This window comes from Streptomyces oryzae, assembly GCF_017676365.1.
GTDB classification, from domain to species: Bacteria; Actinomycetota; Actinomycetes; order Streptomycetales; family Streptomycetaceae; genus Streptomyces; species Streptomyces oryzae.
In genome coordinates, this window is sequence record NZ_JADKMA010000203.1 from 1 (window position 1) to 14,157 (window position 14,157).

Below are 14,157 nucleotides of genomic sequence, written 5' to 3' on the forward strand. Positions count from 1 at the left end.
GGGGCGCTCGGAGGTGTCGGCCATGGCGGGAGATCCTTCGGGCAGGGGGCGCGGGCACGCGTTGGCGACGAGTGCGGTCGGACACGCCGGGCGGGCCGGCCACGTGGCGCGGCTCAGGTGCCCGTACGCAGGGGTTTCGGCGCCGATTCCGGCGGCTCGCCCGCGACGGTGAGGGCGGTGGCCGCGGCTCGGCCGGCTCGGTCGGCGTCGGAGGACGTCAGGAGGGGGGTGTCAGAACGGCGGTGCTGTGACTGTCAGCCCGCCGGACAGATGGCGCTGGACACGCGAACGAGGTCGACGTGACGTCGACTCACCAAGGCGATTCCAGCGCGAGACATGACGGAAGCGTCGCACGGGCGTCTGACCTCAGTCCACCGATGTCCGCATCGCGGACATGTGGCGCTCGGACTATGAGACGCCCTCTTGTGTGGCTGCGGCCGGGGTCCCGCCGCCGGGGCTTGTGACGCCTTCCGAGTGCGGCCGGAGGTCGGCTGAGCGTGCCGTTCCCCGCGCTCTTTCGGGGCGCGGTCTCAGGCCCCCGGCCAGGAGCCCGGCGCGGCGGTCAGCGGCTCCGGCTTCGTCTCCGTGCGGTAGACACGAAAGCCCCGCCGCTCATAGTTGGCCCGGGCATGCCGCCCGTCCAGAGAACAGGTGTGCAGCCAGACCCGAGCTGTCGCCGGGTGCCCCTCCCACCGGCCGGCTAGATCCCACGCGCGGGCGACCCCGACCGAGAGCAGATGGCCCCCGATGCCCCGGCCACGGAAGGCGGGCAGCAGCCCGAAGTAGCTGATCTCCACCGTGCCCGCCTCCCCGGCGCCGTCCAGCTCGATGAAGCCGGCCGGGGTGCCCCGCTCGTAGGCGACCCACGTCTCGACGCCGGGGCGCTCCAGGAAGCGCTGCCACTGCTCGTACGTCCACGGCAGCCGGTCCACCCAGGTGTTGTCCGCCCCCACCGAGGCGTAGAGGAACCGGCTGAACTCCGGGCTCGGTACCTCCGCACGGCAAACGGTGACCCCGGCTGAGGTGTCCGGTATCCGGGCGGGCGCAAGGTCCCCGGGCGCGGTCTGCTCCAGGTACCAGGTGGTGACGGTCACGGTGTCGCTCATGACGCCAGCCAACCACGCCCGCTCAGCGCAGCATCCGCAGCCCCCGGACGCGGTTGATCGCCGCGGCCGTCTCGAAGCGGCGGGGCACGGCGAAATCCTCGTCCCGAATGCTGAGAAGCGGGCCCGTGGCGCCGTCCGCCAGCAGCTCGTCCAGCAGGTCGAGGGCCTCCGCCAGCGTCCGCTGTCCGTCCAGCATCCCGCGCCGCACCATCAGTTCCAGGGTCAGGCCGATGCCGGTCACCTGGCGCGGGTCGGCGATCTGCTCGACGGCGCGCAGGTCCACCTCGTGGTCGCCGAAGGAGAGCACGTCCTCGCCCCGCGCGCGGATCCGGGGCCGCCCGCGCACCTCGGCGTCCAGCGACGAGGGGTCGGGCACCCGGGCCACGACGCCGGGGAACGACTCCGCCTCGGCGTGCCGCCCCGTGGGCACGGCCGCGATCTCGTGGGCCCGCGCGGTCACATCGGAGGGGCGGTAGGCGTCCATCATCACGACGCGGTCGGCGACCTCCAGATAGTCCCCGGACCCGCCCATCACCAGCACCGTCGAGACGCCGTGATCGCGGTGGAGCGAGCGGACGGTGTCCACCAGCGGCGTCAGCGGCTCGCGGTCCTTGGCGACCAGCGACTGCATCCGGGCGTCCCTGATCATCAGGTTGGTCGCCGCGGTGTCCTCGTCGATCAGCAGCACCCGCGCGCCCGCCTCCACGGCCTCGCACAGCGACGCGGCCTGCGAGGTGGAGCCTGAGGCGTTCTGTGTGGAGAAGTCCGAGGTGTCCGAACCATCCGGCAGGTGGTCGACGAAGGCGTGCACGTCCACCCGCTCCACGCGCCGGCCGTCCTCGGCCCGCAGCTTCACCGTCTCGCTTCGTGAGACGACCAGCTCACGGCCGTCGCCCGGCACATGGTCCCAGATGCCCGTCTCCAGCGCCCGCAGCAGCGTGGACTTGCCGTGGAAGCCGCCGCCGACGACCAGATTCACGCCCTCAGGAACGCCCATACCGGTCACCGGTCCCGCGTGCGGCAGCTCGACCGTCACCCGCAACGCGTCGGGCGAGGCGAACGGCACCACGCCGCTGCCGGTGGCCGGCCGGTCGTCCACCCCGCTGCGGCGCGGCAGCACCGCGCCGTCCGCGACGAACCCCACCAGGCCGAGCCCGTCCAGCGCGTCCCGCAGCGCCACCGAATCCTCGACCGTCTCCACGAAGTGCTGGACCTCATCCGCGTCCAACGCGGCGTAGCGCAGCGCGCGTTCGACCACCCGCGGCAGCACCTGGCACAGCAGCCGCTCGGCCTCCCGTCCGTCGATCCGCCGCCCGTGCCCCGGCAGCGCGGCACCCAGCCGCAGCGTCACCGAGCCGTCCTCGCCGCTGACGGTGCACGAACTGCGCTCCAGCACCTCCTGGCCGCCCGCGTCCACCCGCAGCGCCTTCTCACCGCGCACGGCGTGTGCCGCCTGCCGCGCCAGATAGGAGGAGAGCGCACGGCGCCGGGTCGCGGTCCGCCACAGCTCGGGCGGCAGCGCCGCGAGCCGCCCCGGCACATGGAGGGCGACCCGGGCCGGGGGCGCGTACGGGTCGGACTGTCCGCGTACCAGCTCCAGCAGCTCGCCGCCGGGCATCTCCCAGCGCCCGACCAGGCCCTTGTAGCGCCCGTACTGCGCGCCCTCCAGTCCGCGCAGTTCGGCCGCGAGCCCGGTGCGGACGGCGCGCGGCCGGTCCTCGCCGTACGCCGAGCGCCCGGGGTGCTCGCGCGGCGGTACGCGCCGCCCGCGCGGCCCGTGCCCGCCGCGCGGTCCGCCCAAGCCGCCGCGTCCGTAGGGCCGCCCACCGCCGCGCCGTTGCCCGCCGGCTCCTGAGGACTGCTCCCGCACGCCGCTCGCCTGCCTTCCTGTTGTTCGTCCGTGTCGCTCCGTGGTGCGCGGAAACCGACGATACGGCGCCGGTCCGACCGCCCTGAAACTCCGCCCCTGTTCGGCCCGGCCCATCGTCCGCCGCTGCCGTGCCGCCCGGTGCCGGGGCAGGGGCCGGGTCCCCAGAAGGGATCAAATTCCAGCAGACAGCGCCTTCTTGTGGAAAACGCCCATATTCTCGCTTTCCGTAAGCCTGAGAGAGGGGCCACCATGACCGCGCTGCGCTGGGCCGCCGCCCTCGGCAACGCCGACTGGCATCTGGCCGCTCCACTGCTCGCCGCACTCGCCACCGCCTGGCACACGGACATCAGCACCGTCACCGGCGGCATGGCCGCCTACTCACTCGGACAAGGGCTCGCCCTCCCGGTGTGGGGATGGCTGGCCGACCGCTACGGGCCGGGGCGCAGTCTGCGCACCGGACTGCTGGTCGCGGCAGCGGCGTCCGTCGGCTCGGCGCTGTGCCCGGGCCCCGGCTGGTGGATCGCCCTGCGCACCGCCGCCGGCGCGGGGTTCGCCACCGTCACGCCCTCGGTCTCCCTCTACTACGAGTCGCTGAACCCGGCACAGGCCAGACAGCGCGCGTTCGCCACGCTGACCACGGTCACCGCGGCGAGCGCCATCGCCTCGCCCGTCCTCGCCGACACCGTGCTGCGCTGCGGCTCCTGGCGCCCCGCGTTCGCCGTGATCGCCGTACTGACCGCGCTGACGGTCTGCCGGATCCGTGCCGCCACCCGCCCCGGGCCCGTCCCGGCGGAGCGGGCCCGCACCTACGAGAAGCCCCCGGATGCGCCGACCGGGGGCTTCTCCGTTGCTTACGGGACCGTGCTCGGGCTCGGCGCAGCGGAAGGGGCCGTGATGCTGGGGCTGCCCGCGCTGCTGGCGCCCGCGCTGGCCACCGCGGGTGGACAGGCATGGACCTCGACTGTGCTGGTCGCCTACGCGGTCGGGGTGCTCGGCAGCACGTTGGTGCTGCGCCGGCATGCGCGAGTGTGGGGCCCGGCAAGGCTGTTGGCCACTGGGGGTGCGACGGGTGCGGCCGGTGCGCTGCTGGCCGCGCTGGTGCCCGGTACGGCGGTGCTGATGCTGTGTGCCGTGCTGCTGGGTACGGGGTGGAGTTACCTCCACACCACTTTGCAGACCTGGTTGCCCCGGCTGCTGCCCGCTCCGGCGCGTGCCCGCGCCGCCTCGCTGTTCTCGGCCTCCGCGCTGCTGGCCAGCTCCGCGACGGTGGCCCTGACGGCGTCCCTGCTGCAAGAGGGGCGCCATGCGGCGGTCTTTGCTGGCGGCGGTGCGCTGTGCGCTGCGCTTACATGCTGGACCCTGTATATGGCCCGGCGTTGGGGGTGAGCTTTCTGATTACGGGGTGCCCCTTGCGGTGCGTTGCAGGCTGCGGGCTTGTTTCTGGCTGGTCGCGCAGTTCCCCGCGCCCCTTGGTGGCCAGCTCTTGCGCTTGGGAGGTCTGCTCCCCCCAAGCTCTTCGAGCAGGGGGTACCCCCAAGGCGCAGGGCTGGCAAGCGCAGCCCCCATGCCGGGTACGGGTGTTCAGCCGGGATCGCCCTCGCCGGGCACCGGGGCTCCCGATGGCATGCCCGCGGCAACGTAGGCGTCGTAGCGGGCCTGCCAGTCGGAGGCCGACGCGTCGTGCGGGCCCGAGGGGGTGCCGCCGGACAGCAGCTTGCCCAGTTCCTCGAGGCACACGTCCCAGCCGGCCGCATTGCGGGCGGCTGCCTCGCGCTGCTCCAGCACGTCCGTGAGCGCGAGTACACACCCTTCGCCGCGCCGTCCGAGCTCGAAGAGGAGCTCGTCGTCCCCCCAGGTGTAACCCAGCCGTCGCGGCGGGTCGAACTCCAGGACCGTACCGGAGTGGTCCTCCGCGTACGGGTCACCGGCGAAGTCCACCCGGCCGCCCACCATCGGCTCCAGGTACACGGTCGGCGACGGAAACCACGCGGCCATCCGGTTCGGCTCCGTCAGCGCCTGCCACACCTCCTCGGGGCTCACGGCGAACGGGCGCTCCAGCCGTACGGCGGGCAGCCCGTCCCGCTCCACGAAGATTCCCAGGTCCACGCTCATCCCCCGAGTCTCCCGCCGGAGCCCGGCCCCCGCCGCCGGGGCGGTCCGTATGGGGGAGCGGTCACGTGCCGTTAGGCTCCCGGCATGTCCGCCACTTGGGAACCCGATGCGCCTGGCGTGCTGCGCCTGCCCTCCGGACGGCTCGTACGCGGCAGAGGGCTGCGCCACCCCCTGCCGGCCGGCCACGAGCCGCAGTTCGGCCTCTATCTGCTGGGCCGCCGGCCGCCCGCCTCCGGCTGGGAGTCCCGCTGGCTGCGCTGGCCCGACTTCCGGCTGCCCAGCGACCGGGCCGAGGCGCGCGAGGCCCTCCACCAGGTGTGGGAGCGCTCCGCGGCCGAGCGGGTCGAGGTCGCCTGCGGCGGGGGCCAGGGCCGTACGGGCACGGCCCTGGGCTGCCTGGCCGTCCTCGACGGAGTCCCGCCCGGCGAGGCCGTCGACTACGTCCGCACCCACTATGCGCGCCGCGCGGTCGAAACCCCCTGGCAGCGCCGCTACGTGAAGCTCTTCCGATAGGGCGTACCCCTCATCGGAATCTGTTGCTCCGACGTCGCGCCGAGTCCACCCGAGCCGTAAGGCTCGGGTGATGGGCACCCGGCCAGTAGAGGCGCCCGCAGCCCGCACACCGCGTGAACGTGTCGTACGTACGCCGGGTGCCGGGCGGCAACTGCTCGGCGATCTCTTCCTTGGCGACGGCCACCAGCGTCCCGTTGCACGCGGGGCAGCGCGTCCAGGGGGCGAGCGGCGGGTCGAACCGCGCGAGTACATCGGTGATCTGGTCGTCGGGGCGGCTGCCCCGCACGTAAGCGCCCAGCCACAGGGCCCGCCTGCGCAGCAGGCCACGGTCCTGGGTCAGCAGGATGCGCCGCTCCTCGTTGGCCTGCCGCACCAGTTCCGGATCGTGGGCGTCGTTGCGGTAGGCGGCATTGACGCCCAGCAGCCGCAGCCGCCGGGCCAGCGCGCCCAGGTGCACGTCGAGCACGAACCGGGGCGGGGAGGGCGCGTCGGGCGGCAGCGGCTGGGGACGTGACACCGGGGTCAGCGCGATACGCGTACCGTCGGCTGGGCGGAAGGAGTCGGGGACAGCGGCACCGTCGGCGCGCAGCCCGGCGACCTCCGTCAGCGGCACGCCCAGCGACTGCACCACATGGCCGAGCGAGGACGTCCCGTCGTACGGGCAGGTGATGCCCTCGGGGTCCCGCGCCGCCTGTCGGCGCAGCCGGGCGGGGAGGAAGAGGCGCAGTTCCTCGGGTACGTCGACGTGAAGCCGGAGCCGGCCGTCCGCTGCCGCGCGGGGCTCCGGCCCCGTCACCGGTCCCGGCCCGGCGCCATGGCGGTGGTGCGCACCTCGAACGCGGAGTGCCCCTGCGGCTGCTGCTCGGTCACCTGTACGTCGTCGACGAACGCGGCCGGCGGCCCCTCGTGCGCCCACTCCACCAGCGCGTCGACGGCTTCTCTCTCGCCCTCGAAGACCGCCTCCACGCTGCCGTCGGGCAGGTTGCGCACCCAGCCGTGCACGCCGTGCGCAGCGGCTGCCTGCCGGCAGGTGTCCCGGAAGAAGACGCCCTGCACCTGTCCTGTCACGATCACGCGCTTGGATGTCGCAGCCATCGGTTCACCTCAGCCGTCCCGTGGTTGGCCCCTCCATGGTCCCGCGAACGCGGTCGCAGGGCACCTGCGGTCCTTCGGGACGCGTCAAGGCCGGGTGCGCAAGATCCGGGGGGCAACCGCCCGGACCCGGATCACCTGCTGCGCTGCCGGGCCCTGCGGGCCGGTGCCGGGGTGGGGGCCGGGGTGCTCAGGTGGCCGGTGGCCAGGTGGTCGAGGAGTCGCAGGAACGTCTCCCGGTCGCCCTCCGGCAGCGCGCCCAGCGCCCGTTCGTGCACCTCGTCCACGACCCGCTGGCTGCGCTGGGCCGTCCGCGCACCCTCCTCGGTGACCGCGATGATCCGTGCCCTGCGGTCGGTGCTGGAGGGGCGGCGCTCGGCCAGTCCGGCCTGCTCGAGGGCGTCGACGGTGACGACCATCGTGGTCTTGTCCATGTCGCCGATCTCGGCGAGTTCGCTCTGGGTGCACTCCCGTTCCAGCGCGTGCACCAGGACGCAGTGCATACGCGCGGTCAGCCCGATCTCGGCGAGGGCCGCCGCCATCTGGGTGCGCAGCACATGGCTGGTGTGGTCCAGCAGGTAGGAGAGGTCCGGCTGGGTGCGGGTCGGTGGCGTCATGGCGGTCATGGCGTCCAGCGTACCGGGAATCTCGTTCCGAAAAATATCGTCTGCAACGAAACTATCTGCTACGGTCTCGCTATCGCTCCACCGCGACCCCTTGATCACCCCTCGCTTGTCGGCTGCACGAACAGAAGAGGCCACTATGTCCGCCATATCCACCGAACTCGCACCCACACCCGAGCCCACCACTCACCGTCGGCGCGAACTCGCGCTCGCCGTCATCGCCGCCGGGACGCTGATGATCATCCTCGACGGCTCCATCGTCACCGTGGCGATGCCGGCCATCCAGCGCGACCTCGACTTCACCTCCTCGCAGCTGAGTTGGGTGGTCAACGCCTATCTCATCGCCTTCGGAAGCCTGCTGCTGCTCGCCGGGCGGCTCGGTGATCTCCTCGGCCGCAAGCGGATGTTCCTCGCCGGTACCGGGGTCTTCACCGCAGCCTCGCTGCTGGCCGGAGCCGCCACCACCCCCGCCGTCCTGCTCGCAGCCCGCTTCCTGCAAGGCGTCGGCAGCGCCATGGCGGCCGCCGTGGGGCTCGGCATCCTCGTCACGCTCTTCCCCGGGCGCCGGGAGCGAGCCCGCGCCATAGCCGTGTTCAGCTTCACCGGGGCCGCAGGCGCCTCCATCGGCCAAGTCCTCGGCGGGGTGCTGACCGACCTGCTCAGCTGGCACTGGATCTTCTTCATCAACCTGCCGATCGGTGCCGCCGTCATCGCCCTCGCCCTCCCGGCGCTCCCGGCCGACAAGGGCATCGGGCTGCGCGCCGGAGCCGATGTCTGGGGTGCACTGCTGATCACCGTCGGCCTCATGGCGGGCATCTCCGGCGTGATCAACACGACCGCCCACGGCTGGAGTTCACCGCGCACCGTAGTGCCCGCGCTCCTCGGCGCGGTTCTCGTCACCGGCTTCTTCGTCCGCCAGTCCAGGGCCCGCACCCCGCTGATGCCGCTGCGCATCCTGCGCTCCCGGACCGTGGCCGTGGCGAACGTCGTCCAGATGCTGATGGTCGCGGCGCTGTACTCCTTCCAGGTGCTGGTCGCCCTCTACCTCCAGGGAGTGCTGGGCTACGGCGCCGCACGCACCGGCATCGCCATGCTGCCGGCCGCACTCGTCATCGGCCTGGTCTCGCTCGGCGTCTCGGCGCGGCTGATCGCGCGGTACGGGGAACGCGCCGTGCTGCTGACCGGTATCACGCTGCTGATCGGCGTGCTCGGCCTGCTGACCCGGGTGCCCGAACGCGCTGACTACGCCGCCGATCTGCTGCCCGTGATGCTGCTCGCGGCAGGTTTCGGGCTCGCGCTGCCCGCCCTCACCGCGCTCGGGATGTCCGGTGCGGGCGAACGCGACGCGGGCCTGGCCTCCGGGCTGTTCAACACCACGCAGCAGATCGGCATGGCCCTCGGCGTGGCCACACTCTCCACCCTGGCGGCCGCCCGCACCCACGCACTGACCGCCTCCGGCAGCTCCCGCACCTCGGCGCTGACCGGTGGATACCACGTGGCCTTCGCCGCCGGGGCCGGACTGCTCCTCCTGGCGCTCGTCGTCGCGTTCGTGGCACTCCGCAGGCCCGGCGCCACGACGGAGCCGGCACCGGAGCCGATACCGGCACCGGAGCCGGCACCGGAGCCGACGACTGCCGCACGGCAACCTGTGAGCTGACCGCTGCCGTCCCTCCCGCAACTCTGCGGTAGCTTTCCCCACCCTCCCCACCCTCCCCACCCGGAAGGAAACCCTCATGCCCGGTCCGGCTCCGCGCCCGCTCACCGAATCCGAACTCCACCGCCTTCTCGCCGAGCAGCAGTTCGGGGTGCTGGCCAGCGTCCGCAAGAGCGGTCACCCGCATCTGACCACGGTGCTGTACCGCTGGGACGAGAAGGAACGCATCCTGCGCATCTCCACCACCCGCGACCGCCTCAAGCCCCGCCACTTCCGCGCCGACCCGCACGCCGCGCTGCATGTGAGCCGGGACGTGTGGACCTTCGCGGTCGCCGAGGGCGAGGCGGAGGTCTCCGAGCCCACCACCGTCCCCGGCGACGCGGTCGGCAGGGAACTCGCCGCCATGGCCGGAGGGTTCGCCTCCCCGGGGGACGAGGAGGCGTTCCTCGCGGAGGCGGTCGAGGAACAGCGCGTCGTCATCCGCCTGCACGTCGCACGGCTCTACGGCACGATCCTCGAGATCGACAAGGCCGACTGACCGGCCCGCACAGCCGGCCGACCCGCGCCCAGGGCCCCTCCGTCCTCCGCTCAGGAGGTTCAGGAGGGGCCCAGCAGTTCGGCGAGTGTGCCCCTGCTGCGCTGGAGGGCGTCGATCCGCTCGTCCATCGCCGCCAACTCGCCGTTGAGGATGGCGCGCAGCTCCTCGCACCAGTGGATGACCGGCTGCTCGCCCCGGGCACACGGCAGCACCGTACGGATCACCTCGGTGGACAGGCCGGCCCGCAGCAGGGCGCGGATCTGCCGCACGGAGACCACCGCCTCCTCGCCGTACTCGCGGTAGCCGTTGGGCCCCCGCTCGGCCGCCAGCAGTCCCTGCGACTCGTAGTAGCGCAGCATCCGGGAACTGACCCCGGTACGCCGGGACAACTCCCCGATCAGCATTGCTCCTGCCTCGCCCTCTCCGAGCACGGTGTTGACCTTCGCATCGGTGTCAACGCTTAACGTCCCGGCATGAGCGAACATTCCACGCCCGCCCTGGTGAGGCGGCATCTGACGACCACTTACGCCGTACAGCGCGACGGCCGCACGGCCACCACTGAGGAGCTGGCCCCGCTGGCGTTCGCGGGGTACGCGCACTTCACCGCCATGCAGGTACGGGACGGCCGGGTGCGCGGGCTCGACCTGCATCTGGAGCGGCTGCGGTCCGCCTCAGTGGAGCTGTTCGGCCAGGCGCTGCCCGACGACCGGGTGCGGTCGTATCTGCGGACGGCGCTGGCCGCGGGCCCTGCCGATGTCTCGCTGACGGCCGTCGTGTACTCATCGGCCGGTGAGTTCACCGCGGCCCCGCCCGACGCCGGGCTCTCCGTACTGGTGCGCACCGGAGCTGCCGCGTCCGGGCCCGCGGGGCCGCTGGCCCTCGAACCGGTCCCGTACGAACGCCCCCTCCCGGCGGTGAAGCACGTCGGCGAGGTGGCCAAGACCTACTTTCTGCGCCGGGCACAGGACCAGGGCTTCGACGACGCAGTCTTCGTCGACCGGCGGGGGCGGCTGAGCGAGGGGACGATCTGGAACCTTGCCTTCTGGGACGGGGACGCCGTGGTCTGGCCCCGCGCCGATGTGCTGCGCGGAACCATGCTGAGCACCGTCCGCCGCCAGCTGGACCGCCTCGGCGTCCGCCAGCACGACCGCGAACTCACCCTCGCCGACCTGCCCGCGCTCGCCGGCGCGGTGGTCCTCAACTCCTGGACCCCGGGCATCCCGGTGCACCGCATCGGCGCGGTGCACCTGCCCGCGGCCCCCTCCTTCCTCGGCCTGCTGCACCGGGCGCACCGGGCCGAACCGCCCGTCTCACCCTGAGCAGTGCGGCGCGGCGCGGAAGGTACGCCGGTAGGCCGAGGGCGAGGTCTTCATGGCCCGGGTGAAGTGGTGCCGGAAGGTCACCGGGCTGTCGATGCCGACGGCGGCGGCGATCTCCTCGACCGGCATCGTGCTGTGCTCGAGCAGCGGCAGGCTGGCCGTGATCCGCTGGGCGATCACCCAGCGGAGCGGGCTGGTACCGGTCTGCCGGTTGAAGTGCCGGAGGAAGGTACGGGGCGCGAGGTGGGCCGCGCGGGCCAGGTCGGCCACGGTGATCGGCTCGGCGAGGTGGTCCAGCGCCCAGGCCATCGCGCGGGCCACACCGTCGTCGGCCACCGGCTCGCTCACCGCGGTTGCCAGGAACTGGGCCCGGCCGCCCTCCCGGTGCGGCGGGACGACCAGCCGCCTGGCCACCGCGTTGGCGGCCCGGGCACCGTGGTCCTTGCGCACCAGATGCAGGCACAGGTCGAGGCCGGCCGCGTTGCCCGCGCCGGTGAGGACGTCGTCCCCGTCCACGTACAGCACATCGGGGTTCACCCGGATCCGCGGATAGCGCCGCTGCAACAGCTCCGCGTACTGCCAGTGGGTCGTCGCCTCGCGGCCGTCCAGCAGCCCGGCAGCGGCCAGCGCGAACACGCCCGAGCAGATCGACACGACGCGGGCGCCGCGCCCGTGCGCCTCCCGCAGCGCCGCCACCAGCTCCGGCGGCACCTCGCCACGTACGTCCGGCACCGCGACGACGATCGCGGTGTCGGCTGCGGCGAAGACGTCCAGGCCGTTCTCGGCGGTCATCGTCAGACCCCCGACCGCCCGCATCGGCTCCCGCTCCAGCGCGCAGACCCGCAGCTCGTACCACGGGAGCCGGGGCCCGGCCCGTGGCGGTCCGAAGACCTCGACCACCGAGCCGAGTTCGAAGGGAGCCATACCGTCGAAGGCCAGCACCGAGACGGTGTGGCGGCGGCCGGGGGACGCGGGACGCATGACCAGATCTTAGCGGTAGCGGGCATTCGGGCCACTGTCCGGGAGGTGCGGCGGCAGCCAGGATCTCGGTGTTCGCAGGAAACGCCCCCAGGGCCTGGCCCGAGCACAGGACAGAAGGAGACGCACCCATGATCGTCCGTTCGCTGGAGGAGATCACCGGCACCGAGCGCGAAGTGCGGGGACCCACCTGGATCAGCCGCCGCCTGCTGCTCGCCAAGGACAAGATCGGCTTCTCCCTGAACGACACCGTGGTGCATGCCGGCACCGAGATCAAGATGTGGTACGCCAACCACGTCGAGGCCGTCTACGTCCTCGAGGGGCAGGGCGAGCTGGTCGACGACGAGACCGGTGAGAAGTACCGCCTCGAGCCCGGCGTGATGTATCTGGTCGACGCACACCAGCGGCACACCCTGCGCGCCCACACCCGCTTCCGCGCGGTCTGCGTGTTCGACCCGCCCCTCACCGGCCGCGAGGTCCACGACGAGAACGGAGCCTTCCCGCTGCTGACCGAGGAGGACCGGTGAGCGGCACCGGGACCCTTCCGGGAACCACCGCTCCGCCTCCCGGCCACCAGGGCGAGCCGCTGCGCGCCTTCGCCAGCGACAACAACGCCTCCGTGCACCCGGACATCATGGCGGCGCTGGCCGCCGCCAACGAGGGCCACCAGCCGGCGTACGGCGCGGACGTCCACACCGCCCGGCTGCGCGAGCTGATCAAGGCACATTTCGGCGAACGTGCCGAGGTCCACCCGGCCTTCAACGGCAGCGGCGCCAACGTGGTCGCGCTACAGGCCATGTGCGACCGGTGGAGCGCGGTGGTCTGCCCGGAGTCCGCACACATCAACCTGGACGAGTGCGGCGCCCCCGAGAAGGTGGCCGGGCTGAAGCTGATCCCGGTTCCCACCCCCGACGGCAAGCTGACCCCGGAGCTCGTCGACCGGTACGCGCGGGGCTTCGGCGAGCAGCACCACGCCCAGCCCAAGGTCGTCTCCCTCACCCAGAGCACCGAGCTGGGCACCCGCTACACGCCCGGCGAGATCGCGGCGATCGGCGCCCTGGCACACGAGCGCGGCATGCTGCTGCACGTGGACGGCGCCCGGCTGGCCAACGCCGCCGCCGCGCTCGACCTGCCGCTGCGCGCGTTCACCACCGACGTCGGGGTGGACGTGCTGTCGTTCGGCGGTACGAAGAACGGCCTGATGCTCGGCGAGGCGATCGTGGTGCTCAACCCGGAGGCGGTGCGCGGTGTGAGCTACCTGCGCAAGGCCGCGCTGCAGCTGGCCTCCAAGATGCGGTTCGTGTCGGCGCAGCTCGTCGCCTTGCTGGAGGGCGACCTGTGGCTTCGCAACGCCCGGCACGCCAACGCGATGGCGGCCCGGCTGGCCGCTGCCGTCGCCCGGGTGCCCGGCGTCGAGCTCGTACGGCCGGTCCAGGCCAACGCCGTCTTCGCCGTACTGCCCCGGGAGGTCACCGAGCGGCTGAAGACGCGGTTCCGCTTCCAGACCTGGGACGAGCGCACCGGTGAGGTCCGCTGGATGTGCGCCTTCGACACCACCGAGTCGGACGTGGACACCTTCGCGGCCGCCATCGCCCAGGAGATGGCCGCGTAGCGAAAGCCCCCGCAGCAGGGCCGGTTGCGGACCGGCCCCCCGCGGCCCGTTGTCCCGGCTTCACCGGTGGCTGTTAGCCGCGGACGACGGCCGGGCGCGGTACGAGATCGTCGGCGCGGGCCTGCACACCGCGGGCTCGCCCGTCTTCCTCGACCGGCAACTGCCGGCCGTCGGGACCGAGGTTTATCCGGCCGCCCGCAAGCAGGGTGTGCGCTGCTTCGCGATGTGGACCGACCCCTACCGGCAGCACCTCTGGGCCCGCGTCGTCATCGCCGCCGCCGGAAAGGGGCAGCCGGCCCACTACGACGTGTACGGCCCGGCGGGCGAGTGCGTCGGCCACATCGCCCGGGAGCGCTCGTTCAGCGGCGGGCACGCCCGCACCCGCTGGACCGTGCAGCAGACGGGAGGGCCCGTGGCTGTGGGGTACAAGGGGCGCTGGTTCTGGTGGCGCTGCACAGCAGCCACGACGGGATCATGGGCGATTCGTGGGATGGCCCTTGACGGCGGTCGTACCGCCGAACCGGTCGCGGGGCAGCCGGAAGACGACACCGGGGCGGAGCGGGCCCGGCGGGACGGTGGGGTCCTCGAAGTCGTCGGCGGGGTCGTGGGTCATGCCCAGGCGGCGCATCACCGCCTGGGAGCGGAGGTTGCCGGCCGTGGTGATCGCCACGATCTCCGTAAGGCCCAGCGACTCGAAGCCGAACTCCAGCACCGCGCGCCCGGCCTCGGTCGCGTACCCG

At 72.9% G+C, this 14,157-nt stretch carries 18 protein-coding genes; 7 read left to right on the forward strand and 11 right to left on the reverse strand.

All coding sequences use genetic code 11. The features are described 5' to 3' along the window. Positions 1 to 254: 254 nt before the first annotated feature. The 3 genes from ITI46_RS36140 to ITI46_RS28705 form a co-directional block, all read right to left on the reverse strand. On the reverse strand, positions 255 to 338 hold the full coding sequence (locus ITI46_RS36140) for a putative leader peptide (RefSeq protein WP_312000843.1): 84 nt from the start codon (positions 336 to 338) through the stop codon (positions 255 to 257). 192 nt (positions 339 to 530) lie between these two features. Further along, on the reverse strand, positions 531 to 1,106 hold the full coding sequence (locus ITI46_RS28700) for a GNAT family N-acetyltransferase (RefSeq protein ID WP_209242832.1): 576 nt from the start codon (positions 1,104 to 1,106) through the stop codon (positions 531 to 533). 22 nt (positions 1,107 to 1,128) lie between these two features. After that, a complete protein-coding gene (locus tag ITI46_RS28705; RefSeq protein WP_209242833.1) occupies positions 1,129 to 2,976 on the reverse strand; it encodes an ABC-ATPase domain-containing protein in 1,848 nt (615 codons plus the stop codon). Between the two features lie 249 nt (positions 2,977 to 3,225). Here ITI46_RS28705 and ITI46_RS28710 point away from each other — a divergent pair, with 249 nt between their 5' ends. Continuing rightward, entirely contained in the window at positions 3,226 to 4,362 is a 1,137-nt protein-coding gene (locus ITI46_RS28710; protein ID WP_209242834.1) for an MFS transporter, read from the forward strand. A 195-nt stretch (positions 4,363 to 4,557) separates the two neighbouring features. Here ITI46_RS28710 and ITI46_RS28715 read toward each other — a convergent pair whose 3' ends face one another. After that, complete coding sequence (locus tag ITI46_RS28715) at positions 4,558 to 5,088, reverse strand: SRPBCC family protein (protein ID WP_209242835.1); 531 nt, start codon at positions 5,086 to 5,088, stop codon at positions 4,558 to 4,560. An 84-nt stretch (positions 5,089 to 5,172) separates the two neighbouring features. Here ITI46_RS28715 and ITI46_RS28720 point away from each other — a divergent pair, with 84 nt between their 5' ends. Further along, positions 5,173 to 5,601 carry a protein-tyrosine phosphatase family protein gene (locus tag ITI46_RS28720; RefSeq protein WP_209242836.1) on the forward strand — a complete coding sequence of 143 codons (429 nt, stop codon included), beginning with the start codon at positions 5,173 to 5,175 and terminating at the stop codon, positions 5,599 to 5,601. Between the two features lie 10 nt (positions 5,602 to 5,611). Here ITI46_RS28720 and ITI46_RS28725 read toward each other — a convergent pair whose 3' ends face one another. From ITI46_RS28725 to ITI46_RS28735, 3 genes are all read right to left on the reverse strand, one after another. Continuing rightward, the gene (locus tag ITI46_RS28725; RefSeq protein WP_209242837.1) at positions 5,612 to 6,397 is read right to left on the reverse strand and encodes a Mut7-C RNAse domain-containing protein; all 786 of its coding nucleotides are present in this window, start codon (positions 6,395 to 6,397) and stop codon (positions 5,612 to 5,614) included. Continuing rightward, on the reverse strand, positions 6,394 to 6,696 hold the full coding sequence (locus tag ITI46_RS28730) for an acylphosphatase (RefSeq protein ID WP_209242838.1): 303 nt from the start codon (positions 6,694 to 6,696) through the stop codon (positions 6,394 to 6,396). Before ITI46_RS28730 ends, ITI46_RS28725 begins: the two co-directional genes overlap by 4 nt. A gap of 131 nt (positions 6,697 to 6,827) precedes the next feature. Further along, on the reverse strand, positions 6,828 to 7,319 hold the full coding sequence (locus tag ITI46_RS28735; protein ID WP_209242839.1) for a MarR family winged helix-turn-helix transcriptional regulator: 492 nt from the start codon (positions 7,317 to 7,319) through the stop codon (positions 6,828 to 6,830). Positions 7,320 to 7,455: 136 nt separating this feature from the next. On the opposite strand from ITI46_RS28735, the gene ITI46_RS28740 reads away from it, so the two are divergent. Both ITI46_RS28740 and ITI46_RS28745 read left to right on the forward strand, forming a co-directional pair. Then, positions 7,456 to 8,973, forward strand: coding sequence for an MFS transporter (locus ITI46_RS28740; protein WP_209242840.1), 1,518 nt, complete (start codon positions 7,456 to 7,458; stop codon positions 8,971 to 8,973). A gap of 76 nt (positions 8,974 to 9,049) precedes the next feature. Then, positions 9,050 to 9,508, forward strand: coding sequence for a TIGR03618 family F420-dependent PPOX class oxidoreductase (locus tag ITI46_RS28745; protein ID WP_209242841.1), 459 nt, complete (start codon positions 9,050 to 9,052; stop codon positions 9,506 to 9,508). A gap of 59 nt (positions 9,509 to 9,567) precedes the next feature. Here ITI46_RS28745 and ITI46_RS28750 read toward each other — a convergent pair whose 3' ends face one another. After that, positions 9,568 to 9,912 carry a MerR family transcriptional regulator gene (locus ITI46_RS28750; protein ID WP_209242842.1) on the reverse strand — a complete coding sequence of 115 codons (345 nt, stop codon included), beginning with the start codon at positions 9,910 to 9,912 and terminating at the stop codon, positions 9,568 to 9,570. A 69-nt stretch (positions 9,913 to 9,981) separates the two neighbouring features. On the opposite strand from ITI46_RS28750, the gene ITI46_RS28755 reads away from it, so the two are divergent. Beyond that, on the forward strand, positions 9,982 to 10,827 hold the full coding sequence (locus tag ITI46_RS28755) for an aminotransferase class IV family protein (RefSeq protein WP_209242843.1): 846 nt from the start codon (positions 9,982 to 9,984) through the stop codon (positions 10,825 to 10,827). On the opposite strand, the gene ITI46_RS28760 is transcribed toward ITI46_RS28755, so the two are convergent. Next, a complete protein-coding gene (locus ITI46_RS28760) occupies positions 10,819 to 11,808 on the reverse strand; it encodes a GlxA family transcriptional regulator (RefSeq protein WP_209242844.1) in 990 nt (329 codons plus the stop codon). The two genes, ITI46_RS28755 and ITI46_RS28760, sit on opposite strands and share 9 nt — an antisense overlap. 128 nt (positions 11,809 to 11,936) lie before the next feature. Here ITI46_RS28760 and ITI46_RS28765 point away from each other — a divergent pair, with 128 nt between their 5' ends. Together ITI46_RS28765 and ITI46_RS28770 are read left to right on the forward strand one after the other, a co-directional pair. Next, a complete protein-coding gene (locus tag ITI46_RS28765; RefSeq protein ID WP_209242845.1) occupies positions 11,937 to 12,332 on the forward strand; it encodes an ectoine synthase in 396 nt (131 codons plus the stop codon). A 59-nt stretch (positions 12,333 to 12,391) separates the two neighbouring features. Then, positions 12,392 to 13,417, forward strand: coding sequence for a threonine aldolase family protein (locus ITI46_RS28770; RefSeq protein ID WP_247746749.1), 1,026 nt, complete (start codon positions 12,392 to 12,394; stop codon positions 13,415 to 13,417). A gap of 73 nt (positions 13,418 to 13,490) precedes the next feature. Here ITI46_RS28770 and ITI46_RS28775 read toward each other — a convergent pair whose 3' ends face one another. Then, a complete protein-coding gene (locus tag ITI46_RS28775; protein ID WP_209242846.1) occupies positions 13,491 to 13,790 on the reverse strand; it encodes a hypothetical protein in 300 nt (99 codons plus the stop codon). Positions 13,791 to 13,889: 99 nt separating this feature from the next. Then, the coding region (locus ITI46_RS28780; protein WP_209242847.1) for a GNAT family N-acetyltransferase at positions 13,890 to 14,157 on the reverse strand (268 nt) is incomplete at its 5' end.